The organism is Natrinema sp. DC36 (assembly GCF_020405225.1).
Taxonomy (GTDB): Archaea; Halobacteriota; Halobacteria; order Halobacteriales; family Natrialbaceae; genus Natrinema.
In genome coordinates, this window is sequence record NZ_CP084472.1 from 1078204 (window position 1) to 1104277 (window position 26074).

The 26074-nt window shown below is 64.4% G+C and carries 27 protein-coding genes; 10 read left to right on the top strand and 17 right to left on the bottom strand.

Annotation, left to right across the window (positions count from 1 at the left end):
• Positions 1-23: 23 nt before the first annotated feature.
• Positions 24-455: a universal stress protein gene (locus LDH74_RS05910; protein WP_226041600.1), complete on the top strand. Its 432-nt coding sequence runs from the start codon at positions 24-26 to the stop codon at positions 453-455.
• A gap of 48 nt (positions 456-503) precedes the next feature.
• On the opposite strand, the gene LDH74_RS05915 is transcribed toward LDH74_RS05910, so the two are convergent.
• From LDH74_RS05915 to LDH74_RS05940, 6 genes are all read right to left on the bottom strand, one after another.
• A complete protein-coding gene (locus LDH74_RS05915) occupies positions 504-1919 on the bottom strand; it encodes a class II fumarate hydratase (RefSeq protein WP_226041601.1) in 1416 nt (471 codons plus the stop codon).
• A 20-nt stretch (positions 1920-1939) separates the two neighbouring features.
• Positions 1940-3556 (bottom strand): PH domain-containing protein, encoded by a 1617-nt coding sequence (locus LDH74_RS05920; protein ID WP_226041602.1) that lies wholly within the window; start codon positions 3554-3556, stop codon positions 1940-1942.
• On the bottom strand, positions 3546-4007 hold the full coding sequence (locus LDH74_RS05925; protein ID WP_226041603.1) for a PH domain-containing protein: 462 nt from the start codon (positions 4005-4007) through the stop codon (positions 3546-3548). The genes LDH74_RS05920 and LDH74_RS05925 overlap by 11 nt, the downstream gene beginning before the upstream one ends.
• Positions 4008-4092: 85 nt before the next feature.
• The gene (locus LDH74_RS05930; protein WP_226041604.1) at positions 4093-4596 is read right to left on the bottom strand and encodes a universal stress protein; all 504 of its coding nucleotides are present in this window, start codon (positions 4594-4596) and stop codon (positions 4093-4095) included.
• Positions 4597-4825: 229 nt separating this feature from the next.
• Entirely contained in the window at positions 4826-5083 is a 258-nt protein-coding gene (locus LDH74_RS05935; RefSeq protein ID WP_098727121.1) for a BolA family protein, read from the bottom strand.
• A gap of 91 nt (positions 5084-5174) precedes the next feature.
• Positions 5175-5501: a NifU family protein gene (locus LDH74_RS05940; protein WP_226041605.1), complete on the bottom strand. Its 327-nt coding sequence runs from the start codon at positions 5499-5501 to the stop codon at positions 5175-5177.
• Positions 5502-5669: 168 nt separating this feature from the next.
• On the opposite strand from LDH74_RS05940, the gene LDH74_RS05945 reads away from it, so the two are divergent.
• A complete protein-coding gene (locus LDH74_RS05945) occupies positions 5670-6191 on the top strand; it encodes a hypothetical protein (protein ID WP_226041606.1) in 522 nt (173 codons plus the stop codon).
• Between the two features lie 26 nt (positions 6192-6217).
• Here the strand turns inward: LDH74_RS05945 and LDH74_RS05950 are convergent, their stop codons facing one another.
• Positions 6218-6625, bottom strand: coding sequence for a helix-turn-helix domain-containing protein (locus tag LDH74_RS05950; protein WP_226041607.1), 408 nt, complete (start codon positions 6623-6625; stop codon positions 6218-6220).
• Between the two features lie 98 nt (positions 6626-6723).
• Here LDH74_RS05950 and LDH74_RS05955 point away from each other — a divergent pair, with 98 nt between their 5' ends.
• From LDH74_RS05955 to cysS, 3 genes are all read left to right on the top strand, one after another.
• The gene (locus LDH74_RS05955) at positions 6724-7344 is read left to right on the top strand and encodes a hypothetical protein (protein WP_226041608.1); all 621 of its coding nucleotides are present in this window, start codon (positions 6724-6726) and stop codon (positions 7342-7344) included.
• A 108-nt stretch (positions 7345-7452) separates the two neighbouring features.
• Positions 7453-8046 carry a mechanosensitive ion channel domain-containing protein gene (locus LDH74_RS05960; protein ID WP_226041609.1) on the top strand — a complete coding sequence of 198 codons (594 nt, stop codon included), beginning with the start codon at positions 7453-7455 and terminating at the stop codon, positions 8044-8046.
• Positions 8047-8192: 146 nt separating this feature from the next.
• Complete coding sequence (gene cysS, locus LDH74_RS05965) at positions 8193-9710, top strand: cysteine--tRNA ligase (protein WP_226041610.1); 1518 nt, start codon at positions 8193-8195, stop codon at positions 9708-9710.
• Positions 9711-9755: 45 nt separating this feature from the next.
• Here cysS and LDH74_RS05970 read toward each other — a convergent pair whose 3' ends face one another.
• The 3 genes from LDH74_RS05970 to LDH74_RS05980 form a co-directional block, all read right to left on the bottom strand.
• Positions 9756-11105, bottom strand: coding sequence for an NAD(P)/FAD-dependent oxidoreductase (locus LDH74_RS05970; RefSeq protein WP_226041611.1), 1350 nt, complete (start codon positions 11103-11105; stop codon positions 9756-9758).
• A gap of 171 nt (positions 11106-11276) precedes the next feature.
• Positions 11277-12716, bottom strand: coding sequence for an FAD-binding oxidoreductase (locus LDH74_RS05975; protein WP_226041612.1), 1440 nt, complete (start codon positions 12714-12716; stop codon positions 11277-11279).
• A gap of 221 nt (positions 12717-12937) precedes the next feature.
• A complete protein-coding gene (locus tag LDH74_RS05980; RefSeq protein WP_226041613.1) occupies positions 12938-13759 on the bottom strand; it encodes a MarR family transcriptional regulator in 822 nt (273 codons plus the stop codon).
• A 185-nt stretch (positions 13760-13944) separates the two neighbouring features.
• On the opposite strand from LDH74_RS05980, the gene LDH74_RS05985 reads away from it, so the two are divergent.
• On the top strand, positions 13945-14643 hold the full coding sequence (locus tag LDH74_RS05985) for a DUF6517 family protein (RefSeq protein WP_226041614.1): 699 nt from the start codon (positions 13945-13947) through the stop codon (positions 14641-14643).
• 103 nt (positions 14644-14746) lie between these two features.
• Here LDH74_RS05985 and LDH74_RS05990 read toward each other — a convergent pair whose 3' ends face one another.
• The 4 genes from LDH74_RS05990 to LDH74_RS06005 form a co-directional block, all read right to left on the bottom strand.
• Positions 14747-15877 (bottom strand): presenilin family intramembrane aspartyl protease PSH, encoded by a 1131-nt coding sequence (locus LDH74_RS05990; protein ID WP_226041615.1) that lies wholly within the window; start codon positions 15875-15877, stop codon positions 14747-14749.
• Between the two features lie 353 nt (positions 15878-16230).
• Positions 16231-16488, bottom strand: a complete 258-nt coding sequence (locus tag LDH74_RS05995) for a Gar1/Naf1 family protein (RefSeq protein WP_098727113.1) — start codon at positions 16486-16488, stop codon at positions 16231-16233.
• 1 nt (position 16489) lies between these two features.
• Complete coding sequence (gene srp19 / locus LDH74_RS06000; protein ID WP_226041616.1) at positions 16490-16771, bottom strand: signal recognition particle subunit SRP19; 282 nt, start codon at positions 16769-16771, stop codon at positions 16490-16492.
• Between the two features lie 106 nt (positions 16772-16877).
• A complete protein-coding gene (locus LDH74_RS06005) occupies positions 16878-17948 on the bottom strand; it encodes a PGF-CTERM-anchored ABC transporter substrate-binding protein (RefSeq protein ID WP_226041617.1) in 1071 nt (356 codons plus the stop codon).
• A 60-nt stretch (positions 17949-18008) separates the two neighbouring features.
• Between LDH74_RS06005 and btuC the strand changes: the two genes are divergently transcribed.
• The gene (btuC, locus tag LDH74_RS06010; protein ID WP_226041618.1) at positions 18009-19106 is read left to right on the top strand and encodes a vitamin B12 ABC transporter permease BtuC; all 1098 of its coding nucleotides are present in this window, start codon (positions 18009-18011) and stop codon (positions 19104-19106) included.
• Positions 19103-20587: a heme ABC transporter ATP-binding protein gene (locus tag LDH74_RS06015; RefSeq protein ID WP_226041619.1), complete on the top strand. Its 1485-nt coding sequence runs from the start codon at positions 19103-19105 to the stop codon at positions 20585-20587. The genes btuC and LDH74_RS06015 overlap by 4 nt, the downstream gene beginning before the upstream one ends.
• 2 nt (positions 20588-20589) lie before the next feature.
• Here LDH74_RS06015 and LDH74_RS06020 read toward each other — a convergent pair whose 3' ends face one another.
• A complete protein-coding gene (locus LDH74_RS06020) occupies positions 20590-20736 on the bottom strand; it encodes a hypothetical protein (protein ID WP_226041620.1) in 147 nt (48 codons plus the stop codon).
• A 172-nt stretch (positions 20737-20908) separates the two neighbouring features.
• Between LDH74_RS06020 and gatE the strand changes: the two genes are divergently transcribed.
• Positions 20909-22777, top strand: a complete 1869-nt coding sequence (gatE, locus tag LDH74_RS06025) for a Glu-tRNA(Gln) amidotransferase subunit GatE (protein ID WP_226041621.1) — start codon at positions 20909-20911, stop codon at positions 22775-22777.
• A 245-nt stretch (positions 22778-23022) separates the two neighbouring features.
• Positions 23023-23694 carry an HTH domain-containing protein gene (locus tag LDH74_RS06030; protein ID WP_226041622.1) on the top strand — a complete coding sequence of 224 codons (672 nt, stop codon included), beginning with the start codon at positions 23023-23025 and terminating at the stop codon, positions 23692-23694.
• A 28-nt stretch (positions 23695-23722) separates the two neighbouring features.
• Here LDH74_RS06030 and LDH74_RS06035 read toward each other — a convergent pair whose 3' ends face one another.
• Positions 23723-24760 carry a hypothetical protein gene (locus LDH74_RS06035; RefSeq protein WP_226041623.1) on the bottom strand — a complete coding sequence of 346 codons (1038 nt, stop codon included), beginning with the start codon at positions 24758-24760 and terminating at the stop codon, positions 23723-23725.
• Positions 24761-24911: 151 nt separating this feature from the next.
• Positions 24912-25673, bottom strand: coding sequence for an RNA methyltransferase (locus tag LDH74_RS06040; RefSeq protein ID WP_226041624.1), 762 nt, complete (start codon positions 25671-25673; stop codon positions 24912-24914).
• Between the last annotated feature and the right edge of the window lie 401 nt (positions 25674-26074).

Sequence of the window (26074 nt, forward strand, 5' to 3'; positions counted from 1 at the left end):
GTCTCCTGATGGAATCGGGACCCGTGTACGGCGATATTTTGGTTCCGACCGACGGGAGTGACTCGAGCACGGCAGCGGTCGAGCAGGCCGTCGCGATAGCCGAGGGGGAATCGACGACGGTCCATTTCCTCCACGTCGTGGACGTGGGGACGGAGATGTCCGCATCCGCGTCGGGCAACATCGCATCTCAACTCACGGAGATGCTCGAGGAAGAAGCCGAATCGGCCCTCGACGACGCGGTAAGCCGGGCCGAGGCCGCCAGCGTCGACTACGAGCAAACCACGCGCGAGGGAGACCCCCACGAGGTGATCGAGAAGTACAGTGCCGAACACGACATCGACCTCGTCGTCATGGGGGCCAGTGGTCAGTCGGGGTTGAAAGAACGGCTTCTCGGGAGCACGACCGATCGCGTGGTGCGTACGGTCGAGACGTCGGTGTTGATCGCGCGGCCCTGAGCGAGCCGGAACTCGTCAATTGAAACAAAACGAGTCGCGCTGATCGTCTCAGTCGTCCTGTCCGAGAATGCCGCGCTCGGTCATCTTCCGGGGGTCGAGCACCTCGTCGGCCTCCTCCTCGGTGAGATACCCCTTCTCGAGGACGACTTCGCGAACGGTCTTGTCCTCCTTGAGCGCGGTCTTGGCGACCTCGCTGGCCTTGTCGTAGCCGATATGGACGTTCAGCGAGGTGGCCATCGCCATCGACTGCTCGACTCGCGACTCGCAGTACTCTTCGTTGGCCTCGAGTTTCCGGACGAAGCGCTCGCCGAAGACCTGGCTCGCGTTCGAGATGAGTTCGGCCGACTCGAGGAAGTTGTGCGCCAGCACGGGCTTGTAGAGGTTGAGGTCGATCTGGCCCTCCGCCGCGCCTGCGGAGACGGCGGCGTCGTTGCCGACGACCTGCTTGTGGACCTGGTTGACGGCCTCGGCGACGACCGGGTTGATCTTGCCGGGCATGATCGAGGAGCCGGGCTGGTTCTCGGGCTGTTCGATCTCGCCGAGTCCGTTACGCGGACCCGACGCCAGCAGTCGCAGGTCGTTAGCGATCTTGTTCAGCGAACCGGCCACGGTTCGCAGCGCGCCGTGAGCTTCGCTCATCGCGTCGTGGGCGGCCTGTGCCTCGAAGTGGTTGTCGGCCTCGCGGAACTGGACGCCGGTCTCCTTCGTGATGTACTCGGCCGCGCGGCCGGGGAACTCCTCGTGGGTGTTTAGCCCCGTGCCGGTCGCGGTGCCGCCGAGCGCGAGTTCGCCGAGGTGGTCGCGGACCCCGTCGACGCGCGCCAGCCCCTTCGCGACCTGCGTCCGGTAGCCGCCGAACTCCTGACCCAGCGTGACCGGCGTGGCGTCCTGCAGGTGCGTGCGGCCCGTCTTGACCACGTCGTCGAACTCCTCTTCCTTCTCCTCGAGCGCCTCGCGAAGGGTATCCAGTGCCGGGATGACGTCTTTCTCGACGGCCTCGAGGGAAGCCACGTGCATCGCGGTCGGGATGACGTCGTTGGACGACTGGCCGTAGTTGACGTGATCGTTAGGGTGGACGACGCGGTCGCCGATCTCGCTGCCCATGATCTCGGCGGCGCGGTTGGCGATGACCTCGTTGGCGTTCATGTTCGAGGAGGTCCCGGAGCCGGTCTGGAAGATGTCGACCGGGAACTGATCGTCGTGTTCGCCGGCGATGACTTCGTCGGCGGCCTCGATAATCGCCTCGGCGACATCATCGTCGACCAGGTCGAGGTCGCGGTTGGCCTGCGCGGCGGCCTTCTTGACGACGCCGAGCCCGCGGACGAACCGGCGGCTGAACGTGATCCCCGAGATAGGGAAGTTCCCGATGGCGCGCTGGGTCTGGGCACCCCAGTAGGCGTCCGCGGGTACCTGCATCTCGCCGAGGCTGTCCTCCTCGATTCGGTAGTCGTCTCCGTCTGCCATACGCGGAGGCTCGGGGTCGGTCAGGTAAAATCCACCGAAAGCCCGATATCGTTCTCGCGAGCGCGTTCTCGCAAGGCGGACTGGAGCCGCTCCCGACCCGTGCCGTGGACATCGCGAGCCGTCTCGAGGGCGATATCGTCGATCGTCGGCGTCCCCCAGGCGAACGTGCGCGAACTGGCGGTGTCGACGGCCAGCGACGCCAGTCCGAGCCGGCGCTGAAAGACCGATCGCCGCGTCGAAACCGTCTGGATCCGGTAGTAGGGAACGACGGTCGTCCGACGCTTCCAGAAGCCGCTCCGGATCACGAGGTGGTCCTCGCCGACGAAGTAGCCCAGATTGACGTACTTCAGGTGGGCCGCGGGGGGCACCGCGGCGAAGACGACCGCGGCGAGATACCACCGCTCGAGGCCGGTTACCTGCGCGAGTCCGAAGGCCGCAGCGACGACGATAGCCGCAACGATGGCGTACCGGACGAGGTAGCGCCGGCGGGCCAGCGTCGGCGGACTCCGGAATCGAGGGGATTCGACGCCGGTGAGGTTCTCGGCGAACCGATAGACGCGATCGGTTCCGGCCAGAGGAACGGCCGACTGGCTGCCGCTACTGCTGTCGGGGCCGTATCCCGCGGTTTCGACCCAGAGGCCGGCGTAGCCGACCAGTCGCTGGAGCGGGTTCTCGGTGACGGTGACCGACTGGACCTTCTCGACGGGGATCGAGCCGCTGTAGCGCTGGATCAGGCCGCGCTCGTAGACGAAATCGTCCCCGGCCCGCCCGAGGCGGAACCCGTAGTAGTTCGCGACCGTGTAGACCGCGCTGGCGACGTACGTGGCGACCGACCACTGGATGAGGGAGATCCCGATCAACACGAGGAGGGGTCCCATACCGGCACCGTCGACCGCTTCCGGACCCCCGAACGGGCGAGCGATGTCGAGAACGAACGCCGGGACGAGGCTCGAACCGGAATTGGCACCGCCGAAGAAGAACAGTATCGCGATCGGGAAGGCCGCTGCGCCCCACCGGAACGAGGTCAGCGCGTAGAGCAGAAGTTCGCGGACCTCGAGGTCGAAGAGGAGGGTGGGTTTCCCATCGCCTCGAGAGCGCTCTTGCTGTACCCGCTCGCCGACATCGGTAGCCGAGTCGTCGCCGTCGGCCGGGGCCGCGCGATCGTCAGCGTCCACTTCGTCGTCCGTCTCGGCCGTCAGTCGGCGGATTTCGGCCCGAAGGCGTTCGGCCTCGCCTTCGCTGACGTAGTTCAATGTCGCCTCGGTGTCGCCGCCCCCAGCAGTTTCGATCGAGACGACGGCGAGTCCGAGAACCCGGTGGAACACGCCCTGCGAGACGTCCACGTTCTGGATCCGGCGATACGGAATTTCGCGCGACCGGCGGGAGAAGACGCCCGAGGTAACGTCGAAGGTGTCCGATGTTGCCTCGTAGGCGAATCGGTAGTAGTACGCGATCCCGTAGCCGATGCCGGCGACGAGGCCGATCGGGGCCAGCACGAACAGCAGATCGATATCGACGTCGAAGAAGCTGGACCCCACCCCAACGAGAAATACCGGAACCGAAAATCCGGTCAGCCCACGCTGAAGTGCCATCGTCACCGCGCTGAGCGGATGCAAGCGATTCATGTCAGACGGCATCCTCGGCTTCGCTCTCGACGGCCAGTTCGCGGAGGGTGTCCTGGAGACGCCGCGCGCGATCAGGGGTTAATCCGGGGATCCGTACGTCCGCGTTCCGGGAGCCGGCCGTGTAGACCACGACGCTCGAGAGGCCGAGCACCCGCTCGACGGGGCCGAACTGCGTGTCGACGTGCTGGACGCGGACGAAGGGAACGGCCGTCTCGACGAACGTGACGACGCCGCGCTCGAGGTAGAGGGCGTCGTCCTGCAGCTCGAACCGCCAGAGCTGATACAGGCGGAGCGCGTAGACGGTTCCCAAGACGAGTCCGATGGCGACGACGCCGGCGATTACCGCCTGCGGAACGGTGAATTGCCACTGATCGAGGCCGAAGAGGATCCCGCCGAGGACGATCGCGACGATCGCCCCGCGGGCGATCCAGAGCAACCTGATGCGGGGGTGGAGGGATTCCATATCTATAACGTGTCAGGACTGGTGGATAAAGCTACGGTTCCGGCGGAGGCGGATCGAGGAGAAACCCGGTCGACAGTGGTAGCGGTCAGTTCCTGCCGGGGACCGTGAGTACGGGAACGGACGCCGATCGGCGGACTCGTTCGGTGACGCTCGTCGAGGAGATGTATCGACGGAGACCGGTTCGAGTCGGTTCGCCCAGCACGATGAGGTCGATATCGTTGTGGCTCGCGTAGCGAACGATTTCTTCGGCCGGGTCGCCGTATCTGAGCCGTTTCTCGACCGAAACGTCGGTTTCGGCAGCCGCGTCGCCGACCGCATCCAGGGACGCTTCCGCGCTCGCCTCGCGTCTCTCTACGACCATATCCCACCGGTCGACCGACGCGTTCATTCGAACGACCGACAGCGCGTCGACTCGCGCGTCGTGGCGAACCGCTTCCGAGATGGCGACCGAACCGACCGCATCGTCCGTCTCGCCGTCGATCGCGACCAGGACGCGATCGAATCTTCCCGTCTCGTTCGGGAGCGTGCCCGCGACGTTCTGGCCGCCGGTCGTGGTCGACTCGTTCGTTCCTCTCGACTTCGATGACATTACGTCACGATACCGGGAAGAGAGCTAAATATCTATCCAGAAAATTATGCATAGCGTCTCATGATTTCGTTCCTCAAGCCCGAATGCGGGCCGTGAATCGACTTCACGGCGTGAAACGAGTGCACGATCGCACGAACACGTCGCCGGCGCTTGGCGGGACGGTCCGGACGCAGTCGAACCACCGGCCGATTGTCAGGGTCAACGGCGACCGCGGAGAACGGACGTCCCGCTATTCGGCCTCGAGATCAGCGTACTCCTCGGGCGTGTACGTCGATAGCTCGAGGGCGTGGATGTCGGTCGTCATGTGGTCGCCGAGCGCGTCGTACACCTGCTGGTGTTGCTGGACGAGTGGCAATCCATCGAAGACTGGCGAGACGACCGTCGCGGCGAGGTGGTCCTCGTCGTGTTCGTCACGCGCGTGGGAGACCGTCGCCTCGCAATCCTCGAGATTCGATTCGATGAGTTCCTCGACGGCAGCTGGATTCATACTGGGTGAAAAACGCGCTCGAGGCAAAAGCGCCCCGGTCGCGGCCAGTGGGACGGCCGGTCAGCGACAGTGAAACTGCGAGCCGTCGGAGTCAGAACGGGGTATCGGGCGGCACGTCACGGCCAGAGGAGCCCTGCTCGGCCAGTCCGTCGAGCCCGGTACTCACGGAGACGTGGTCGATCCCGTCTATTTCGGCCGGGAGACGCTGCTGAATCGCTTGGGTCGTCATCGGGCTGACCCCACAGCCGCTACACGCGCCGCTGAGATTGATCGAGACGCGGCGCTCGTCCAGGTCGATGTCGGTGATCGACGAATCGCCACCGTGCATCTCGATCTGGGGAAAGTTCCGGCGGAGGAACAGCGATACGTCTTCGCGAACGGCGTCCTCGGGGGACTGCTCCGGCTCGGACTCACTCATACGTAGACCAAACGACTGGAGAGATATATACTGTCGGGCGAACCGGTTCATGGTCGCGTCCTCGAGCCAGCACGACTGTCTTCGAGGCGGCACGTACTCGAGACCGCGCCCGCCCGCGGGGGCCGAGATGACGGCGACTTTATGCCGATCCGAGCCGCCGTCTCCCATATGTCACTGGCAGCCGAGACGCGCCGGGCGGTCGACCGTCACCCGTTCCTCCGGACCGCCCTGCGAGCCGGCGTCGTCAACTACACCGCCGCCGCCCGCTATCTCGATATCGATGGCGAGATCGACGCTATCGCGACTGCGCTCCGGCGGTACGCCGAGGAGTTACCGACCTACGAGACCGAGTCGCGAACCGTCCGCGTCCGAATGGAGAGCGGGATCGGGCCGCTCGAGGGCGGGGACGAACGCGGGACCTCAATCGCTGGCGACGACGCGCTCGTCACCGTCGGCGGGTCGGCCTTCGGTCCCTCCAGCGGCGACCGAACCGCCATCGTCGCGACCGGCGACGTGGATACGGCGGCGCTCGCCGAGGTGCTGGCACGGCTCTCGCTCGAGGAGATTTCGCCGAGTGCGGCGGCGGTCGCCGACGGCACGCTGGTCGTCGTGGTCGCTCGGCTCGAGGGGGCGAACGCGCTGCGAGCGGTGGAAGCGGCGCTCGATCGCGTGGGCGTTCGGAGGGAGTGAGAGACGGGCGAAAGGGGCGAGCAAAATCAGTTATCGCTGCTATCGTACGCCTCGCCGAAATCCCACTCGCGACGGAGGAGCTCTTCGACACCGTGCTCGAGGAGGACGTCACCGAGGATCGTCGCCCTGTAGTACGTATAGAGTCCGTCGCTGTCCCGTTCCGTTCGGACACGTTTCTCGATGAGCCCGACGTCTCGGAGTTTGTTGAGATGGTAGTGGAGCGTACTGTCGTCGATCTCCAGCACCGAATCGAGCTCCGTCGGTGTCAGCTCGTCCGCGTGAGAGAGTCGGTAGACGATCTCGAATCGGGTTCGATTCCCGATCGCGGCCTGCATCTCGAGATACTCCTCGAGGGAGAGGACGCTCTGCTCCGGCAGGAGATCCTCCGGATCGGTCGGATCGCCGTCAGCGATCCGCGTGTGTTTCGTCCCCATCGTACCACGAACTACTCGCTCTCGTCTCTTAGTCCTTGTCAAGCCAGCATTTGCTGAAAACATGCTTCTTTATATACTGTCGGCAGATTATTCCGGCTATGACGCAGGAGATTACGCGGGATCTTATCACGGACCGGCTTGGCACCGTGAAATACGATCGATTTCTCCTCTATCTGATGGGGCCGTATAAATCGTTCAATTTGAACTACGTGCTGACCGATGAGGAACGGCAGAACGTATCCGTTGCAGACCTCCCCGGGCCCCTCAGAAAACTCTTCCAGAATGAAGACGCAATCGACGAGGCGGAAGCCCTGCTCCGACGAGTGCAAGGGACGCTTCGGACGAACCCAGGCGTAAACGCGTTCCTCGCGGTCGATACCGACGTCGATACGGACGACATCGATGCAGTAACACAGAGCATCGAGTACACCCGATGCTCGAATACGACCGTGTTCGTCGTCCCGTTCCTCGGACACAACTTCGGTGTCGGAGAAGAGGCGGGCAGTATCTTAGAGAACGTCGCGGAGACGCACGGTGACAGGATCGTCTTCGTCCACGAGGCGAACGTGACCAGTGAGATGATTCGATCGGCACGGACTCGGTGGGATCTCCGCATCGAGACGTACGAGACCGAAACGGAACTCGTCGATATCGTGCGACGGTTCGTCGTCACGACGATGAATCGCGAACGATTCGGTGATCTCGAGGCGCTCGACTGAGTACCAGCCCAATACTGTAATTACGCCAGTCTCTCTGTCTGGAGAGTAGTTCGGTGCGGACAGTCACCCGAGCGCAACTGATTTGTGGCTTATGGCGAACGATATCGTATGTTGATTCAGGCCGTCTCCGATCCGGCGGACGAGCCGATTCCCAGGACGATCCTCGCGGAGCTGATCGACAATACGATCGCTGCGCTGCCGAACGTACTCTCGGGCGCTCTCTTCCTGGTAGTCGCCTCTCTCCTGATCAAGATCGCGCTGTGGGTCACTCGGTCCGTCCTCGAGCGAATGCATCCCGACGAGCAGCGGCTCATCGTCGATCTCTCCGTGACGATCGTGGGTATCTTCCTCTGGTTCGGTGCTGCACTCGCCTTTCTGAAAATCGTCGGTCTGGGTGACGTTGCGGCCAGTTTGGGGACTGCCGGCGGATTCATCGGGTTGGGCGTCGCGTTCGCGCTCAAGGAAATGATCGCGGATACGGTCGCGGGAATCTACCTGCTCCGCGATCCGGATTTCGAAGTCGGCGACACCGTCAATACGGCTTCGGTCACCGGAACGGTCACCCAGATCGACCTTCGGAAGACGCGAATCCGGGCGACGGATGGGACGCTGGTCGTCCTCGCGAATCGTGACGTCGAAAAGAAGTGGACGAACGAGTCGAGCCCCGTAAGCGAATCGCGGGTCGAAACACACGCCGAGTAGCTACCCAGCGGCGACAGTGCTGTTGATCCTCGAGAGAAGCCGACGACCGTGGCCACCGGTCTCGCTGGTATCGGTCCGCGGTCGAAAACGCGCCGCGTTCGGGAGGCATCACACGGTTTAACTTTCGGCCGGCGGAAGTGAGCGTAATGACCCTGCACGTGACGAACACGTTGACGGGCGCAAAAGAGCCGTTCGAGCCACGGGACCCCGAGAACGTCCTCCTCTACTACTGTGGCCTGACGGTCTCGGATCCGCCACACCTGGGCCACGCCCGCTCGTGGGTCCACGTCGACGTCATGCATCGCTGGCTCGAGCACCGCTCCTACGACGTGCGTCACGTCGAGAACTTCACCGACGTGAACGAGAAAATCGTCGCCCGCGTCGGCGAGGACGAACTGGGCGAGAGCGAGGCCGACGTCGCCGAGACCTACATCCAGCGGACGATCGACGACATGCGCTCGCTGAACCTCCTGCGGGCGGAGGTCTACCCGCGCGTCTCCGAGCACGTCCCCGAGATCATCGACCTCGTCGAGACGCTGATCGAGAAGGGCTACGCCTACGAGTCCAACGGCTCGGTCTACTTCGACGTGAGCAGCTTCGACGAGTACGGCAAGCTCTCGAATCAGGAACTCGGCGAGATCGAGTCTCAGGGCGATCCCGACGAGCGTACCGAGAAGCGAAACCCGGCGGACTTTGCGCTCTGGAAGGCCGGCGGCGTCGATGCCGACGCGGTCGCGGAGCACCGCCACGAGGGCGTCGACCACGGCGGAAATCCGCCCGAGGGGCTGACCTGGGACTCGCCGTGGAGCGAGGGCCGTCCCGGCTGGCACATCGAGTGCTCGGCGATGAGCATGACCCACCTCGACGAGACGCTGGACATCCACGTCGGCGGCCGCGATCTGGTTTTCCCCCACCACGAAAACGAGATCGCCCAATCGGAAGCCGCGACGGGCCAGCAGTTCGCGAACTACTGGCTCCACTGCGAACTGTTCCAGATGGATGAGGAGAAGATGTCCTCGAGTCTGGGCAACTTCATTACCGTCGAGGAGGCGATCGATCGCTGGGGGACGAACGTCATGCGGACGTTCCTGACCGCCGGCTCGTACAACAGCAAACAGCTCTACTCGGACGAGACGATCGCCGAGGCCGAGGAGCGATGGGACCAACTCGAGCGGGCCTACGAGGCGGCCGTCGAGGCGCTCGACTCCCCGGCGGCGAGTTCGAAGGTCGACGACGAGTCCTTGCGCACCGAGATCGATGGCGCGCGCGAAGCGTTTACGACCGCGATGAACGACGACTTCAATACCCGAGAAGCGCAGTCCGCGCTGTTATCGGTCGCGACGGCGATCAATCGTCATCTCGAGGACGCAAACGGCGAGAGCGATCGGAAAACCGACGGCTACGATTACCGCGGACTCCGGCGGGCCGTCGAGACACTCGAGGAACTCGGCGGCGTCCTGGGACTCTCCTTTACGGGCGATACGACGGGCTCTGCTGAACTCGCCGGTGACGTGGTGGATCTCGTCCTCGGCGTGCGCGAGCGAGAGCGCGAGGCCGGCAACTACGAGCGCGCCGACGAACTGCGCGACGAGCTCGAGGCCCTCGGCGTCGAAGTCCAAGACACCGACGAGGGGGCGACCTACCGGCTGCCGTCGGGCGAGTGAGGGGCGTGGGTTCGATAGGAGCCGTTCGGGAGGCGCGTAGTGGACTCAGGGACGCGGTTTCGCTACCCGCCACAAGATGGCCGGACGGAACAGCGATGTCGGCCGGTTTTCCATGCTGACAACGCGAATGAATGCGTCAGTCAACTTCCCATCGGTATGCGCCTTGCGGAGCAATCTGGCCACATATCTGTTCACGAGGTCCGTTCCGAACGGTTTCGGGCCGGTCGTCTGTGGAAACTCGAAGTCAGAACCCACTGCGAGACTCCAGGCGTCATCGACAACTCGTGCAGCCCGCTCGAAAAACCGGAGCGCGAGTTCGTCACGGTCGGCCGTAGCCAGCGTTCGATGTAACTGTACGGCCTCGAGCGCAGCCACAGACATGCCCTGGCCATAGATCGGATTGAAGCTGGCGATCGCGTCACCGACGACGATCAGTCCGTCGGGAAACCGATCGAGGTCTTCGTAGCGACGTCTGACTGAGGACGGGAACGGATATCGGTAGATGTCCTCGGAAATCAGCGCGTGCTCGTCGAGGAGGCGACTAACGTCGGCGACTGGCAGACTAGAGGCGTATTCGATGACCCCCTCCAGATCGGTCGGGGGATGGTCCCCATGCATGCCCGCTAACGTCAGCAGCCATCGCCCGTTTTCGATCGGAAACACGGCTGCACCGCGTGTCCGAGGGGAGTCGGGAAGGACGAGAAATGCCCGGCGAGTATCGGTGGGCCGTTCGAGGAGGACCGTGCTGTACGCCAGATCGATCGACACCTCGTCGAGTGGAGGGGCCCTGTAGCCATTGTTTTCCAGCCAGACCGGCGTTCGAGACGTTCGCCCGGTGGCATCGACGACTAACTCCGCGTCGATCTCACGTTCACCATCGGCAGTTCGCACGGTTACGCCCTCGACAGTCGAGACGTGGTCGTCGACGAGGTATTCCACGAAGTGACAGTCGTCCCATATGGTTACATCGTCGAGCCCCGCGACCCGCTCCCGGGTTACCTGTTCGAATACTGGCCGACTCGCGTTATACTGGGGGATGTGAGTGGGTCCGTTCGCGAGTACGCCCCCCTTCTGATAGATCTCGAAGTCGCTCGCGAAATCGATCGCCAGTCCGCCCGCGTCGGTCACTTCGTCGCTGTAGCCGGGAAAGAGATCCTCGAGCGTGGCCTGTCCGGCTTTCTGCATCGCGTGAATGTGACGGCCCTGCGGGATGCCTGGGCGAGGTATCGCCTCGTCAGGGAGCGGATCTCTTTCGATGAGCGTGACCGCCTCGAATCGGTCGCACAAGACCCGAGCTGCCAGGAGTCCCGCCATGCTCGCTCCGAGGACCACCGCGTGATCCCGTCTCTCAGTGATCCGCTCGGGATCGTACTGCGGAACGGTTGCTAATGTCATTCGGCGACTCCCGCTTCGGCCACCGTGATCTGTGAATGCACAACAGCAACGGGTCGTACAGCTGTGCCGAGCATCGAGGCGACCAGTCGAACACCTGGCGTCCCTTTCGTCACGTTCATCGGTCCGAACTGAACCGCCGACGATCGTGACGTGGCCGTCGTCGATTCGTCGTCATACTCTTTCGTGACTTGCGCCGCCGTCAGCCCGAGCGGACGGCGTGATGTTCTGGTTCATCCGGAAGCGGTTCTCGGGATCGTACGCATCCTTGACGTCGACCAGGCGATCGTAATTGTCGCCGTAGGCGGCCCTGACCCGCTCGTCGCCCTCCTGACTGAGGAAGTTCACGGCCACGCCATCGGTCGCGAACGGTCCCATCGCGGCGTGAAATTCCCGGGCCCACGAGACGTGGGTCTCGTCCTCGGCGGGATCTTCCCACCTGGAGAAGACGTTGAACGAGAACGCGGCGTTTCGGTTCCGGTACGCCGTCGCGTCCGGCTCGACTCGGGAGATCGCGCCGCCCAGGTGCTCGAGGACGAGCTGCGACATCGGTGACGGAAGCGTTCCCGCACGTTCGACCACCGTGTCGATCGCGTCGTCGGGGAGGGGATCCACCAGCTGGGACTTCCAGTAGTTTCGGTATCCCGGCGCTTGCGGCTCGTCCAGCATCTGTTGGAGGGCCGTATACGGCTGGGGCTGGACCAAGTCGACGATCGGCTCGCCGAAGTCCCGGAGCGGCCGGAACAGTTCCTCGCCCGTCTCGATGGGTCCCGAGTAGAACGGCGCGAGCGCAGCCACCTTCGTGCCGTGGACCGCCTCCGGGAGGAACGGTGCCGGGGGTGCCGTCATGATCGCGGCGTAGCAACAGCACTCGTCCGGCATATCGGCCGTAAACTCGCGGTGGAATCGGAGGAGGTCGGCCGCGTCCTCGAACGGGTGGATGACCATCCCACCGAGCACTATCGGCCCGACCTCGTAGCAGTCGAATTCGAAGGAGGTGACGATTCCGAAGTTCCCGCCGCCCCCGCGGATCCCCCAGAACAGGTCCGAATTTTCGTCCTCGCTGGCGTGGACGAGCTCCCCCGCCGCGGTGACGACATCCACACTCCGAAGGTTGTCGATGGTGAGTCCGAACCGCCGACTCAGCCACCCCCATCCGCCCCCCAGCGTGAGGCCGGCGACGCCGGTGGTCGAGACGGTACCGCCCGGGGTAGCGAGCCCGAACGCCTGAGTTTCGTGATCGAGATCCCCCATAGTGACGCCGGGTTCGACGCGGACGGTTTTGGTACCTGGATCGACCCGGACCGACGTCATCAGGGAACAATCGATCACGAGGCCGTCGTCACAGACCGCGTTTCCCGCGGCGTTGTGCCCGCCGGCCTTGACGGCGAGGAGAAGGTCGTTCTCGCGGGCGAAGTCCACGGACTCGATCACGTCCGCGACCCCGGCACACCGAGCGATCATCGCCGGATACCGGTCTATCATCTCGTTCCAGACCCGACGGCACTCGTCGTACTCTTCGTCGTCCGGGAGGACGACCCGGCCGCGGAACGATTCCTCGAACGCAGTTACCGCGTCCGCATCTATCGCCTCTGTTTCGGTCTCGGTTTTCATGGCTCTATACCCGTCGAGTGACTTCGCTTGCGATCACGGTATAGGCACCTGCTGTAACCGTTTCACCTCGCGCAACGCGTACGCTCCCTGTCCGTTCCTCGACACGAGGTGGAAGGCAGGCCCGGTCGGAAGACCACCTCGAGCAGTCGACTACCAGAGACTCGTGTCGTCCGCGATCACGAGACGCCGACTACGAATCCGTCGTCTCGGACCCGCCGCTGCTACGTCTTTGCCCCCACGGATTCCCGGCCGTTCTGCAACTCCGAGGCGGTGAGGCGGGTCGACGCGTCCCGGTACTCGTCGAACGTCTCCGTGAGCCGGTCGACGAGGGCCGGGTCGTCGGATTCGATCAGGCCGACGGAGACGTCCCGATCGTCGAGGACGATGCGGTAGGCCGTCCCGTCGTAGATACCCCCCGGCGGGACGTCACCGTCGTAAATGTATACCGCGGCGCGGTCGGCGGCGACGATGTCCTCGAACTCGTCGGCGCACGGAGACGCCATCACCGCCTCGATCACGGTCAGGGTAGTCACCAGTTCCATCGTCTGCGAGCCGCCGACGACCGCCTCGTGTCTCGCGTCGACACACGGTTCGGGAAACTTGTCCGCCAGCGTCTTCGTTCGGGTCGACTCGCGTTCGATGTCCAGTACGCGGGCCACTGGCGCCATCGGATCATCGGGGGTCGCCGCGGTGATCCTCGCCTCGGTCAAGACCTCGAGGTCGAACTCGATATCCAGTTCCCCCAGCGGAAACCACGGGAGTAGTTCCCGCAGATCGCTGGCGGTCGTCATGTGGTCGTAGAGGTCGATGAACTCGCTCGCGACGTATTCTCCGAGCGGAGTCAACGCGTATCGATGTCCGTTCCTCGCGACCCAGCCGCGGCTCTCGAAATCACCGAGGAGGCGGCTGATCGTGGCTTTAGAGGCCTCGGTCGCGGTCCGTAATTCCGCCCTCGTACGGGGGCCTGCCGCGAGGGCTTCGAGCGCGGTGAATCGGTTCTCCGAGTCCGCGAGAAAGCGGATGTCTTCGAGCGGCGTAAACATACAGAATGTAACGATCGATGAGGGCATAACTGCACTGTTACAGATTGTCACACATTCGGGTTGACAACGAGGATTTCAGCAACGCCAGCTATTCCGGTCACTGGATCAGCCATGCAGTTCGAATTGTAATCAGCAAGTGAAGACCACCGCGGCGTTTATTTCCTCGAGTCTGGTCGGAGAATCACATGAATCGACGGCTGTTTCTCGGCGCGCTCGCGGCGAGCGGCGTCGGCACGGTGGCCGGCTGTCTCAGCGGCGTCGCCGACGATATGACGATGGTTTCGGCGGCACCTGCACGCGTTTCGGACGAGGCGGCCGCCGAGGCCGGCTACGAGTATCAGGGAACGATAAAACGGGTCGAGACGCAGCAGGTGGGCGGCGAGGACGTCGAACTGACGAGCTACGATAGCGTCTACGATCGGGCGATCGAGCTTCCGGCCGAGCGCTTCGGCGACCAACCGGTGCGAGCGGGGGCGTTCGGCGTGCTCGCAGCGCCACACGTCACCGCCGGTGGCGAGGAGTTCAACCCCGTCGGCGGGCCGTCGACAGTGGAACTCGCCGAGCGCGTGCAACGTCGCTACGACGGACTGTCGATCGACCGGGCCGTCGGGGGCCGCGCGCTCGAGACGCTCGGCGAGCGGTTCCCCGTCGAATCCGTCGAGGGAACTGCGACGCTGAACGGGGAGTACGACCTCGACATCGCCCTGGACAGCATCCGGGACGAACACGAGGGTGATCACCTCGTCGTCGTGGGGATCTACCCCACCGAGGCTGTTCGGGAGCGGGAGTCGGAGCAAACGCGGATCGACACCCTGGTTCGGGGGCTCGAGCAGTACGACGGCCTCGAGGTCGATATCGTCGAGACCGAGGGAGCCGACGGGTGACGGCGACGGAGAGCGACGGTCATACGGACTGCTGTAAGTCATTTCCGGTGCGACCGCGAATACGGCCTGCGGTCGCACCGCTAAATCGTTACAGCAGACCGTATCAGAACCCGACCGCCGTCGCGAGCGAGAGCCCGCTCGCGAGCGCCCCGAGCAGGTAGCCGCCGATCGCGCCGCCGTTGAGCAGCGGCAATCCGGCGTGGGGACGGCCCTCGAGGACCATGTACATGAGCACGAGGAGTCCGGAAATCGTCCCCACCATCGCACCGAGCGCCGGCAAGTTCAGCGCGATTCCGGGGAACGAGAGCGTGCCCGCATCGAGGAAGTACGCCGCGCTGGCGACGAGAATCGAGGGAATAACGGCGTCGCCGAGACCGATGAACAGGGCGTCTCGCTCGAGGGCGTCCGCATCGTCCTCGGTACCGGCTTCGGTGTCGCGGGCGTCGGCATCGGCAGCGGAGCTGTCGGCGGCCGCCACGTTATCCCGCTCACCGCCGTCGGCGGCGCTCTCAGCGGTGGCGATGCTCTCGTCGCCGGCGGTTTCGGTGGCGGTGCCGTCAGCGTCGGTGCTCTCGTCGGTCTTGCGATCGTCCTCGAGCACGTCGTCGGTGCTGCCGGCAGCGAGATAGGAGTAGGAGAGGGTCAGGGGAATAACGAGCACGACGGGGATCTTGAGGTCCATGACGCCCTCGGCGAGATCGAGCATGTGTTCGGTGCCGTAGACGCTGATGGCGTCATAGATCGCGAGCACCGAGAGCAGGAGTAGCGCGGGCAGCAGGCCGAAACTGATCCCGAACAGGGCGGCGGCGCCGGCGCCCATCACCACTCCCGCGGCGTCGATGACGTACCACTCGGGATACAACAGGAGCGCCGCGCCGACGGCCAGCGAGGCGACGATCGCGAGTGCGTCCGCTGCACCGTCGGAGACGAACGGCGTGGCGAGCGACGGGACGAGTTCGGCGAAGACGTACCACGAGATCATCACGCTGACGCCGACGAGCAGGAGTCTGATCAGCCACTCGAGGTCGTACTTGAACGCCGCGAGCATAAGGCCTGTCGCGACGAGCATGATTCCGAAGTAGAGGACGCTGTTCGTCGGGTTCTGTGGATCCTCGACGGCTTGTCGGCCCGATTCCTGGAACGGCTCGAGCAGCGCCAGCGCGCCGAGCTGGACGCCGAGAAACAGCAGGACCGTCGTGCCAACGGCGGCGAGGATGCGCATCCGGTCGTTCATGTCGCGGCGTTTGCACCCCGCTCCTATCGTCTTTTCCACTTCGGATTTGGCGTCTACTACGTCTCGAGGGGTGTATCGACCGGTGTGCATTGACTGGATCGAGGTGAACGACGTGTTCTGCTATCGCGACAACACGGAATCGCCACGCCCTCCCCAGCCGATTCGCTCGGTCATTCTTCCCTCGCTCATCCCTCGCACGGCATCGACGCCCGCCTTCACTGTCGTTCGGACGGGCGACAGCGCGCGCCACCGCATGCCGATCGACTCTATGGGGGGATACGTCGCACTCCGATACAATACACAGTGTGCCGAAAATCGAACCGAAGCGGAAAACGAGACGGCAACCGACGACGCTATCGCGCGTACAGCGTCGATCCAATCAGCGACGGCAGGTGAACGCCGTCGTCCGGTGTCACCGCCAGATACGGCCTCGAGACGGGGCCGAAGACGTCGACGACGCGGCCGACTCCCTCGAGGTCATCGTCGAGGACCATCGTGCCGATCTCGTCGCGGAACTCGTCGGGCGTGTCGCTGCCGGCGTCGTCCGCCTCGTCCGCTCGGAGGACGGCCAGTCCCTGCGCGGTCCGGACGACTGCGCCTACTCGGCGCATGTCAGTCGCGCATCGCGACGACGTACGCCGCCACGGCTTGGACGAGGTCGTTCTTCGTCGAGTCGTCGGCCCCGCGAACGACGACCCGACCCCGGTCGGCCCAGTGCTCCCGGGAGTAAGACTTGTCCCGCTCGATCGTGGCGTCGTACCCGATCTGCTGGACGGACTTCGCGATCTCGTCGACCGTCGGTTCCTCGACCGCCAGATCCTCGGACACGCGCCGTCCCTCGGCCCTCGAGAGGGTCGCATCGAGATAGGCGGGCCAGATGACGTTCTCGACCATGCGCTTTCCTGTGCGGTCCGGCGAGTAAACCCTTTTCAAAACGATACGTCACTGCTACCAACGAGATGTCCGGAAAGGAGACCGAAGCGAAAACCGAGTCTTCGAGCTATCGTCGCCGTGCGACGAATGCAGTAGCGGCCAGCAGAGCGACGAGAGCTGCGGAGACGCCGAATCCGGGAATGGGACTCTCCGTGCTCTGTTCTTCATCGTCCGACTCGTTGGCGTCCTCCGAAGTGGCATCGAGCTCTGCGCTCGCTTCCGCGTAGGCCTCGGGATGGACCGTCTCGACGATGTCTATGACCGCGTAGACGAGATTCGGTGCGGGCTGGCTCATGTGATTCGCGTTGACGGCGAGGACGTTGTCGTTCTGGTAGGCGGTCGTCGCCTGGATCGACTCGTGAATCGGCGGTTCGTCCCTGTCGTCGGGATAGATGATCCAGTCGGGATTCTCGTCGACGACCGTTTCGGGGTTGATCTGGTCATACGACTGTATTCCGACCTCCGCTGCCAGGTTTTCGACACCGGCCGTCGTCAGGACCTCGTCGATGAACGTCCCCGACCCGGCGGTGTAGCCGTTACCCATCTCGTAGTACGCCAGCGGTCGGTCCGTCTCTTCGAGCGTCCGTTCGACGATCTCGAGTTGTTCGTTCATCCAGTCGACGGTCTCTTCGGCACCGGTGCACTCGCCGGTGAGTTTTCCGGTCGTCCGCACGTTCTCACGAACGTCGTCGAGTGATTCGGCGTCGTCGAAGTAGTAGACGGTGAGTCCGGCCTCGCGAAGCTGGTCGACGTCTTCTCGCGTCGTCGTCGCATTCGCCGCCAGGACGAGATCGGGATCGAGATCGATTACCCGCTCGTGAACGAGTTGATAATTATCCGTAACGGCCGTCCGGTCGCCGATATCCAGACCGCTCGTCGCCGGGTTGTCGGGCATTCCCACGAGACGATCCTCGGCCCCGATTTCGAACATCGTCTGGGCGTCGCTGGCCCCGAGCGCCACGACCGATTCGGGAGCCTCCTCGAGCGTGATCGTCTCGCCCGTGGCGTCGGTCATCTCGAGCGGGAACTCGCATTCGACGGTCGATTCGCCCCCATCGTCCGACTGCCCGGCTACGGCGGGCGCGAACGCGGAAACGGCGATCAGTACGGCCAGTAAGACGGAGATGTATCGTCGCATCGCTACCACGTCTACGCTACTTCAACAAATATTTGCCTACTGCAAGACTGCTTTCTAAGCATGTACCGATCGGTCCGAACGGCGACGTGGTCGGCGGGGCTGCTCGTGGTGCTCGTCGCCGTCGTCCTCGCCAGTGCCGCACTCGGGCCGGTCAGGATCGATCTGGTGACGGTCGCGATGGCGATGCTGAACGCGATCGTCGTCCCCTCGGGCGTCGCCATCGGGAGCGCTTCGCTTCCCACCATCGGCGTCTCGGTACCGGTCCCCGGTCTCGAGTACACCCCGATCTTTTCGTTCGACGTGCCGGCGACGCGCCAGATCATCGTCGCGGACATTCGGCTTCCCCGAATCGCGCTCGCGGCGACGGTCGGACTGGCACTGGCCGCAGCGGGGACGGTGATGCAGGGGTTCTTCAGAAATCCGCTGGCGGATCCGTCGATCATCGGGGTTTCCTCGGGTGCCGCCGCGGGCGCGGTCGCTGCGATCGCGTTTCCGGCGTTGATTCCGTTCGGAGGGCTCCACCTCTCGGCGTTCGTCGGCGCGCTCGGGACGGCGTTTCTCGTCTACGCGATCGCGACCGACGGCGGACGAACGCCGGTCGCAACACTGTTGCTCGCTGGCGTCGCGATTCAGGCCTTTCTCGGCGCGATGATCTCGTACATGCTCGTCCACAGCGGCGACTCGCTCAGGCAAGCCGTCTACTGGATGATGGGCCATCTCAACAACAGCCAGTGGAGTGACGTTGCGTTCGCCCTGCCGATCACGCTGGTCGGCGTCCTCGTCCTCTGTGCCTTTCGGCGAGAGTTGAACGTTCTCCTGCTCGGCGAGGAGGACGCTGACCACCTCGGCGTCGAGGTCGAGCGGACCAAACTGCTCTTGCTCACACTCGCGAGTATCGTCACCGCCGCCGGGGTCGCGGTCGCCGGCGTCATCGGCTTCGTCGGCCTCGTCGTCCCGCACATCATGCGGCTGATCGTGGGGCCTGACCATCGGATCCTCTTACCGACCAGCGCGCTCGCCGGCGCGTCGTTTCTGGTCGCGACCGATACGCTCGCGCGGACCGGTCCGGCCGTCGTCCCGGTCGGGATCATCACGGCGGCATTGGGCGCCCCGTTCTTCCTGTTCCTGCTCACTCGACGGGAGGTGCATTCGGTATGATCGGATTCGATCGATCGGGCGAGCGGAACGCGGTCCGTCAGGACATCGACCCGGCGACGATCACCGTCGAGGACTGCTCGTTCTCCTTCGGCGATCTCGAGGTTCTCGAGGACGTCTCCTTCACGGTTGAACCCGGGGAGTTCGTCGGCTTCGTCGGTCCGAACGGGGCCGGCAAGACGACGCTCCTCCGCGCGATCAGCGGCGCGCTCGAGCCCGATTCCGGAACGGTCGCGATTGGCGGAGACGATATTCACGAACTCTCCTCGCGGGCCTCGAGCCGGCTCGTCTCCGTGGTCCCGCAGGATACGACGCTCTCGTTTTCGTTCCCCGTCCGCGACGTCGTCGAGATGGGGCGGCATCCACACCGCTCGCGGTTCTCATCGGCGACGCCAGAGGACCGTGCCGCGGTCGAGCGCGCCCTCGAACGGACCCGGACGACGGAGTTGGCCGACCGACCGATCGACGAGGTCAGCGGCGGCCAGCGCCAGCGGGTCGTGCTGGCGCGGGCGATCGCCCAGGAAACGCCGGTCATGCTGCTCGACGAGCCGACGGGGAGCCTCGACGTCAATCACCAGATCGAGACGCTCGAACTGGTCCGCGAACTGGTCGACGAGGGTCGGACCGTCTGTGCGGCGATTCACGACCTCGATCTGGCCGCGCGGTACTGTGACCGGCTCGTGATGCTCGCCGACGGCGACGTCTATCGGAACGGTCCGCCGTCGGACGTGCTCACGGGAGACTCGCTCGGCGACGTTTTCGACGCGACCGCGACGGTCACCACCCACCCGCTCACGGGAGCGGAAACGGTGACGGCGTTCCCGCGTTCCGTCTCGGACGGCGCGTGGACCGGTATCGATCGCGACACCGTTCGGATCCACGTCCTTGGAACCGGGCCGATCGCTGCGCGCGTGCTCGCCCGCTTCGCGCGTTCTCGAGCCGGTGGAACCGAGTCCGATACCCCTGCTCTCGAGAGTAGTATCGGCCCGGTCACCGACGGGGATACGGCGGCCGAAACCGCCCGCTCGCTCGGGGTCGAGTGCGTCGAGATCCCGCCGTTCGAATCGCTCTCACCGACCCATCTAACGACGTTCGAGAGCTTCGTTCGGGAGGCCGACGTGACCGTCGTCGCCGAGGACGTGCTCGAATCTTCCGGCGGGGGGACGCGTCGCCTTCTCGAAATCGTAGATGCGATCGCTGACTCGATCGTGATCGCGACGCGGGGGGAACGAGGGGAAGACGACGCTCCGGGAAGCGACGCCGGTGAGCCACGAGAACGGGGCTCCGAGGTCGCGTACGAACTCCGACCGGACTCCGTTCTCGAGGTGCCAGCGGAGCGGATACTCGAGGGGGTCGGGGACGCGCTCGAAACCGGCGGTGACGCGTCGCGCTCGAGTACCGACGCGGAGTCGTCGGATACCGGATCGACGTCATCGGACGGCGACTCGAGTTCGGGCGTGTCTGCCGAGTCCTCGAGCGACTGAGATCACCACCCGAGGAACCGGAGGATGATTCCGAGAACGACGCCCGAGATACCGACGAGAATCCCGATACCGGGGACGACGGGAATCGGAATGAGACCGATTGCGAGAACAATCGCGACGACGATGACGATCGTCGAGAGTCGAACCATACTCTGATGTGTCGGTCACGTCGGGTAGACGTTGTGCTTGCTTGATACGGGTTCGGTACCAGTCTTGCGTTTGACACGTGGGCTGAGCGAGCGACGCCGAGGAAATCCGGACCGTCCACGATCCCGCCGCAACTGGACGGTTTTTTACCCTTCCGCCTCCGAGTGGCCGCCAATGACCGAGTACGATTACGAGTCCCTCGGACTCGTCGCCGGGCTGGAAATCCACCAGCAACTCGATACGGCGACGAAGCTGTTCTGCCAGTGTCCGACCGACATCCGCGAGCCCGAGGCGTCGACGCGACGGTTCACGCGCTACCTTCATCCCACCCGGAGCGAACTTGGGGAACTCGACGACGCCGCCGTCGAGGAGAGCATGGTCGAGCGCGAGTTCGAATACCTCGCCTACGACTCGACCTGTCTCGTCGAGGAGGACGACGAACCGCCCCACGAACTCGACGAGGAAGCCCTCGAGACGACCCTCGAGGTCGCTCAGCTGATGGATATGAGCCCGGTCGATCAGGCCCACGTGATGCGCAAGATCGTCGTCGACGGCTCGAACACGTCGGGCTTTCAGCGCTCGTCGCTGATCGCCACCGACGGCGCGATCGACACGAGCGAGGGCACGGTCGGCATCGAGGATATGCTGCTCGAGGAGGAAAGCGCCCAGCGCGTCGAAGAGACCGAGGATGGGGTGCGCTACAGCCTCGACCGGCTCGGCATTCCGCTGGTCGAAATTGGGACGAGTCCGGACATCTCGAGCCCCGAGCAGGCCCTCGAGGCGGCCGAACGCATCGGAATGTTGCTGCGTTCGACCGGGAAGGTCAAGCGCGGGTTGGGAACGATCCGCCAAGACGTCAACGTCTCGATCGCGGAGGGCGCTCGCGTCGAGATCAAGGGCGTCCAGAGCCTCGACGACATCGACGACATCGTGCGCAACGAGGTCGCTCGACAGGCCGAACTCGTCGCAATTCGGGACGAACTTTCGGAGCTCGAGGCGTCGGTCGGCGACGTTCGGGACGTGACCGAGGTCTTCGAGGGCACCGAGAGCGGCGTCATCGGCGGCGCGCTGAACAGCGGCGGATCGGTGATGGCGGTCCCACTCTACGGCTTCGACGGTGTCGTGGGTCGCGAGATCGCTCCCGACCGCCGGCTCGGAACCGAATTCTCGGATCATGCGAAGCGCCACGGCGCGGGCGGGATCTTTCACACGGACGAGCTGCCCGCGTACGGAGTCACCGAAGACGAGGTTGCAGCGCTCCGAGACACCGTTGGAGCGGGATCTGAAGACGCTGTCGCCATCGTGGCCGCCGACACCGAGATCGCGGAGTCGGCGATCGACGCCGTCGCGGAGCGGGCGGGAACCGCACTCGAGGGTGTCCCCGAGGAGACCCGCGGTGCGAACGATGACGGAACGACCAGGTATCTGCGGCCGCTGCCCGGCGCGGCGCGGATGTACCCCGAGACGGACGTGCCGCCCGTCGAACCGGACCCGAGCGACGTTCCCGAGCCCGAGCTGCTGACCGCAAAGGTCGAGCGCTACCAGGACGAGTACGGGCTCGGCGAGGGACTGGCCGAACAGGTCGCCTACGGTAAGCACATGCCGCTATTCGAGGACGTCGTTGCGGACGGGATCGATCCCACGCTCGCGGCGACGACGCTCGAGTCGACGCTGACCGAACTCCGGCGCGACGACGTGCCAGTCGAGAAGCTGACTCGAGAACACCTCGAGTCGGTCTTCGCGATGGCCGAGGGCGGTGACCTCGCGCAGGAGGGTGTTCCGGATCTGCTGACGGCGCTCGCGGAGGAACCGGACCGATCGGCCGAGGAGGCCGCCGAGGCCGCCGGACTCGGTTCGGCCGGCGAGGACGAGGTCCGGGAGGCCGTCGTCGAGGTCGTCGAACGAAACGAGGGTCAGGTCGAAGCGGAGGGAATGCAGGCCTTTTCGGGACTCATGGGTGAATGCATGGGTGCGCTGCGAGGGAAGGCGGATGGCGATCTCGTGAGCGAACTCCTGCGCGAGGAAATCCAGAAGCGAGCATAGATCCGTCCGGATCTTCGGACGCCTCGATCGGCGACAAAGAGTTCCCGGAACGACCCGAGCACGACGAAGAGTTCCCGGAACGACCGGTTCTGAAGCCGTCGTCACTCGGATCGACGCCGATCGAGCACAGCGGTTTCCGGCAGCTCTCCCGTCCTAGTATGGTATAATACACCTTCAACCGATATCGAGTCGCCCCCAGAAACCTTTATCAGTTCTTCCGTTGGCAAACCTCACAACGATCCCACATGACAGACAACCCAACCGAGATATCGGCCGTCTGCCACGTTCGCGCACCGCTGTTGCTCGAGCCGGTCGACGAGCAGGTCGAAACGCTCCAGGCCTGCGAGTCCGAGGGCGCGGTCGACGACCTGCTCCTCCGGAGTTGGCCCAAGGAAGTCGCGCTCTCCGAGGAGAGCCCCCATCAGGAAGTCCTCGAGAACTTCGAGCGGTTCGCTCAATGGGCCGACGAGCGCGGCGTGAGCGTCCGACCGCCGTTCCGGAAGCGAACGACGACCTCGCAGGTGACCGGGACGACGCGAGAGCGGCTGGTGACGCCGCTGTTGTGCCTCGAGCTGTACGCGGACGACGAACTGATCGGCGTCTTCCCCCACTCGAACGAGGCAACCGAGGAGACGTACACGACCGATGAAGCCATCGCCACGCTACGGACCGGCGAGGTGCCGACTCCGCTCGGTCCGGTCGACGCCAACGAGGGACGCGAGTCGGCCGCGTCGACCTCGGACACCTGCCCCGGCTGCGGCGGCTCCCTGATCGACGGGCAGGGGCTGTTCGCCTGTGGCGACTGCGGCTGGATCGGGACCATCGACGGATCGGGAACGTACGTCTCGGCGTCGGCGGAATCGGCCGCGAAAGCCGAGGGCGAAGCCGAAGAAAAGCCAGTGACGCAATCCGAGTAGCGCCGACGCTCGAGCCGAACGGATCGGGTTACTCCTCGACGATGTCGCCGCCGTACTCGGCGTCGATCGCGACGGCCGGGCCGTCCTGACCGAAGTCGACCGAGTCAGCGTCCGTCCCCAGCGCCGACTCGAGGCGGTCGAGATCGACGCTTCCCTCGTCGGCGTAGGTGACCACGGCGCTCGCCGTCGCGGACTCGCCGGCGATCGAGAGCTGCTGGTGGATCCCGTTGGCCCCTTCGACGGCACCGAACGCGAACTCGAGCGAGTTCGCATCCACCTGGTCGTTGCCGAGCGTCGCGGGGTCGAAGGCCTCGGCTTCCGTGTATCGACACAGCGCCATTCCGTCGGTCGAACTGGCGCGGAGGAGCCACTCGAAGTCCCCGTCGACCTCGTGTTTCGGCGCCCGGTCGCCGACGGCCGTCTCGAGGACTCGTTCGACGGCCGCGACCGGATCGAAGGAGTCGTCGTTCGGGTTCGGCGTAGTGAGCGCGAACACCGTGTCCGTGACGCCGGCGACCTCGCCGGATTCGTCGTCGCTGTAGATCGAATACGCGTCCGTCTCCGCGTCGGCCGTGTAGCCGGCCGACTCGAGGTCGGCGACGAGACCGCTTCGGTCGTACTGGCCCTTGATCGCGTAGACGCCGTTGGCGTCGATCAGGACGCCCTCGTCGGCGGGCGTTTCGTCGTTGTTCTCGTAGGCTCTAAGCGACGCCTGGCTGCCGAATCGGCCGAAGAGCACCGCCATGATGACTGGGTTTCCGATCAGCGGATCGGTCGGTTCCGTGCCCTCCGCCGCACCCTCGTCGTTGAGCAGGGTCGTCAGCGTCTCGGCGTCGATCGCCCCGTAGAAGTACGACGGGTCGTCGCCCTGGGGGAGGATCGACGCGTAGGACGGGAGATCGCCGTTCTCGCCGTCGATGTCGCCGTCACCGGTCGGTTCGTCGCCGTCCCCTGCGTTCTCGTTTGAGCTCCCGTTGCCGTCGTCGGAGGAACCCGAACAGCCGGCCAGAACTGCCATCCCTGTTCCCAGCAAACCCAGTGCCGCTCGTCGGTGATATGTAGTCATGCTGTGTTGGTGGTTACTGAAACCGTATTACTATACTGGCCACGCCCGCCGGCTCGAGTACGGCGATTGACACCCAGTCTCCGATCTCGAGCGGTAGCCGGTAGCGGGCTGTGGGTCGGAGTGGGTGAGTGAGTGGCCGGTCGACGACGAATCAGTCCTCGGCGGGCCGTTCGGTCGCCCGACGGAGGAGTCCCAGCAGCGTGTTCGCCTCGCGTTCGGTCAGATCGGCCCGACCGAACACCCGCCGGAGCATGCGCATCGTCTTCTCGCGTTTCTCCTCGGGATGGTTGATCTCCTCGAGCAGGGCCGCCCACTGATCGTAGAGCCGATCGACGGTCGGCTCGGGAGCTCGAACGCGCTCGAGGTCGGGCAACTGGGTCTCGTCGAGCGTCAACGACTGGAGTTCGTAGAGGGTGATCGTGGCCGCCTGCCCGAGGTTGAGTACGGGATAATCGGCGTTCGCAGGGATCGAGCAGATTTCGTCAATCCGTGCGAGTTCTGCGTTCGTCAGGCCGACACCCTCGCGACCGAACACGAGCGCGGTGGGTGATTCGACGGTCGGCAGCCGGTCGGCCAGCTCGGCGGGCGTCGAATAGGGGAATCGCATGTGGCTGTGATCATCTTCGTTCGTGACGGCCGTACAACCGATCGTGTGGTAGTTCTCGACGAGCGAGTCGAAACTGATCTCGTCGGCGTTCGGGAGCACGTCCTCTCGAGCGTGCCCCGCGAAGCCGTACGCTTCACCGTCGGGGTCCAGTTCCGGCGGATCGACGAGCAGGAGGTCCTCGAAGCCGAAATTCTTCATCGCGCGAGCGATGGTTCCGACGTTGCCCGGTGACTGGGCGTCGACGACCGCAACCGCCGGCGTCGTTCGACTCGGAGGCGATCCATCTGGGATCGGTTCGTCGGTCATCGGGATTTGGATGGGGAGGATTCCAGACGGAGATCCGTTGTTTGTGCAAGATCCGTTCCGGTGACAGGAAGAGAGCGTGACGGGGGCGCTGTCTCGGTGGGTGCGTTCATAGCTGGAGTACCGAACGCGAACGCAAAAAGAACGCGTTCACGTCTCGATGAACTCTCCCCGTTTCGTTTTCGGGCTTTGATTATTTCGGTCTCGAGTTACTTCACCATCATACTTCATTCTCTCATCTCTGTTCTAGCTCTAGCTAGTTCTAGTCTAGTATAGACTAGAGTAGAACTGGGGCACCATATTCTACTTATATCTATATACCGCGTTTCTGCGTTTCTGCGTTTCTGGGATACTGTCTCTCTGGAATCCAATTGCGTCTATTCTCGATTGGAATTGTTCGCAGG

What these genes read in the sequence shown, in the direction of transcription:
- LDH74_RS05950 (WP_226041607.1), bottom strand. Translation starts at nt 6,625, where the DNA reads ATGGGGACGAAACACACGCGGATCGCTGACGGCGATCCGACCGATCCG.
- LDH74_RS06030 (WP_226041622.1), top strand. Translation starts at nt 23,023, where the DNA reads ATGACAGACAACCCAACCGAGATATCGGCCGTCTGCCACGTTCGCGCA.
- LDH74_RS05945 (WP_226041606.1), top strand. Translation starts at nt 5,670, where the DNA reads ATGTCACTGGCAGCCGAGACGCGCCGGGCGGTCGACCGTCACCCGTTC.
- LDH74_RS06015 (WP_226041619.1), top strand. Translation starts at nt 19,103, where the DNA reads ATGATCGGATTCGATCGATCGGGCGAGCGGAACGCGGTCCGTCAGGAC.
- srp19 (WP_226041616.1), bottom strand. Translation starts at nt 16,771, where the DNA reads ATGGTCGAGAACGTCATCTGGCCCGCCTATCTCGATGCGACCCTCTCG.
- LDH74_RS05995 (WP_098727113.1), bottom strand. Translation starts at nt 16,488, where the DNA reads ATGCGCCGAGTAGGCGCAGTCGTCCGGACCGCGCAGGGACTGGCCGTC.
- LDH74_RS05930 (WP_226041604.1), bottom strand. Translation starts at nt 4,596, where the DNA reads ATGTCATCGAAGTCGAGAGGAACGAACGAGTCGACCACGACCGGCGGC.
- LDH74_RS05935 (WP_098727121.1), bottom strand. Translation starts at nt 5,083, where the DNA reads ATGAATCCAGCTGCCGTCGAGGAACTCATCGAATCGAATCTCGAGGAT.
- LDH74_RS06040 (WP_226041624.1), bottom strand. Translation starts at nt 25,673, where the DNA reads ATGACCGACGAACCGATCCCAGATGGATCGCCTCCGAGTCGAACGACG.
- LDH74_RS06020 (WP_226041620.1), bottom strand. Translation starts at nt 20,736, where the DNA reads ATGGTTCGACTCTCGACGATCGTCATCGTCGTCGCGATTGTTCTCGCA.
- LDH74_RS05985 (WP_226041614.1), top strand. Translation starts at nt 13,945, where the DNA reads ATGAATCGACGGCTGTTTCTCGGCGCGCTCGCGGCGAGCGGCGTCGGC.
- LDH74_RS05970 (WP_226041611.1), bottom strand. Translation starts at nt 11,105, where the DNA reads ATGACATTAGCAACCGTTCCGCAGTACGATCCCGAGCGGATCACTGAG.
- LDH74_RS05915 (WP_226041601.1), bottom strand. Translation starts at nt 1,919, where the DNA reads ATGGCAGACGGAGACGACTACCGAATCGAGGAGGACAGCCTCGGCGAG.
- LDH74_RS05955 (WP_226041608.1), top strand. Translation starts at nt 6,724, where the DNA reads ATGACGCAGGAGATTACGCGGGATCTTATCACGGACCGGCTTGGCACC.
- LDH74_RS05920 (WP_226041602.1), bottom strand. Translation starts at nt 3,556, where the DNA reads ATGCCGTCTGACATGAATCGCTTGCATCCGCTCAGCGCGGTGACGATG.
- LDH74_RS05990 (WP_226041615.1), bottom strand. Translation starts at nt 15,877, where the DNA reads ATGAACGACCGGATGCGCATCCTCGCCGCCGTTGGCACGACGGTCCTG.
- LDH74_RS05925 (WP_226041603.1), bottom strand. Translation starts at nt 4,007, where the DNA reads ATGGAATCCCTCCACCCCCGCATCAGGTTGCTCTGGATCGCCCGCGGG.
- LDH74_RS06035 (WP_226041623.1), bottom strand. Translation starts at nt 24,760, where the DNA reads ATGACTACATATCACCGACGAGCGGCACTGGGTTTGCTGGGAACAGGG.
- LDH74_RS05980 (WP_226041613.1), bottom strand. Translation starts at nt 13,759, where the DNA reads ATGTTTACGCCGCTCGAAGACATCCGCTTTCTCGCGGACTCGGAGAAC.
- btuC (WP_226041618.1), top strand. Translation starts at nt 18,009, where the DNA reads ATGTACCGATCGGTCCGAACGGCGACGTGGTCGGCGGGGCTGCTCGTG.
- LDH74_RS05975 (WP_226041612.1), bottom strand. Translation starts at nt 12,716, where the DNA reads ATGAAAACCGAGACCGAAACAGAGGCGATAGATGCGGACGCGGTAACT.
- gatE (WP_226041621.1), top strand. Translation starts at nt 20,909, where the DNA reads ATGACCGAGTACGATTACGAGTCCCTCGGACTCGTCGCCGGGCTGGAA.
- cysS (WP_226041610.1), top strand. Translation starts at nt 8,193, where the DNA reads ATGACCCTGCACGTGACGAACACGTTGACGGGCGCAAAAGAGCCGTTC.
- LDH74_RS06005 (WP_226041617.1), bottom strand. Translation starts at nt 17,948, where the DNA reads ATGCGACGATACATCTCCGTCTTACTGGCCGTACTGATCGCCGTTTCC.
- LDH74_RS05960 (WP_226041609.1), top strand. Translation starts at nt 7,453, where the DNA reads ATGTTGATTCAGGCCGTCTCCGATCCGGCGGACGAGCCGATTCCCAGG.
- LDH74_RS05940 (WP_226041605.1), bottom strand. Translation starts at nt 5,501, where the DNA reads ATGAGTGAGTCCGAGCCGGAGCAGTCCCCCGAGGACGCCGTTCGCGAA.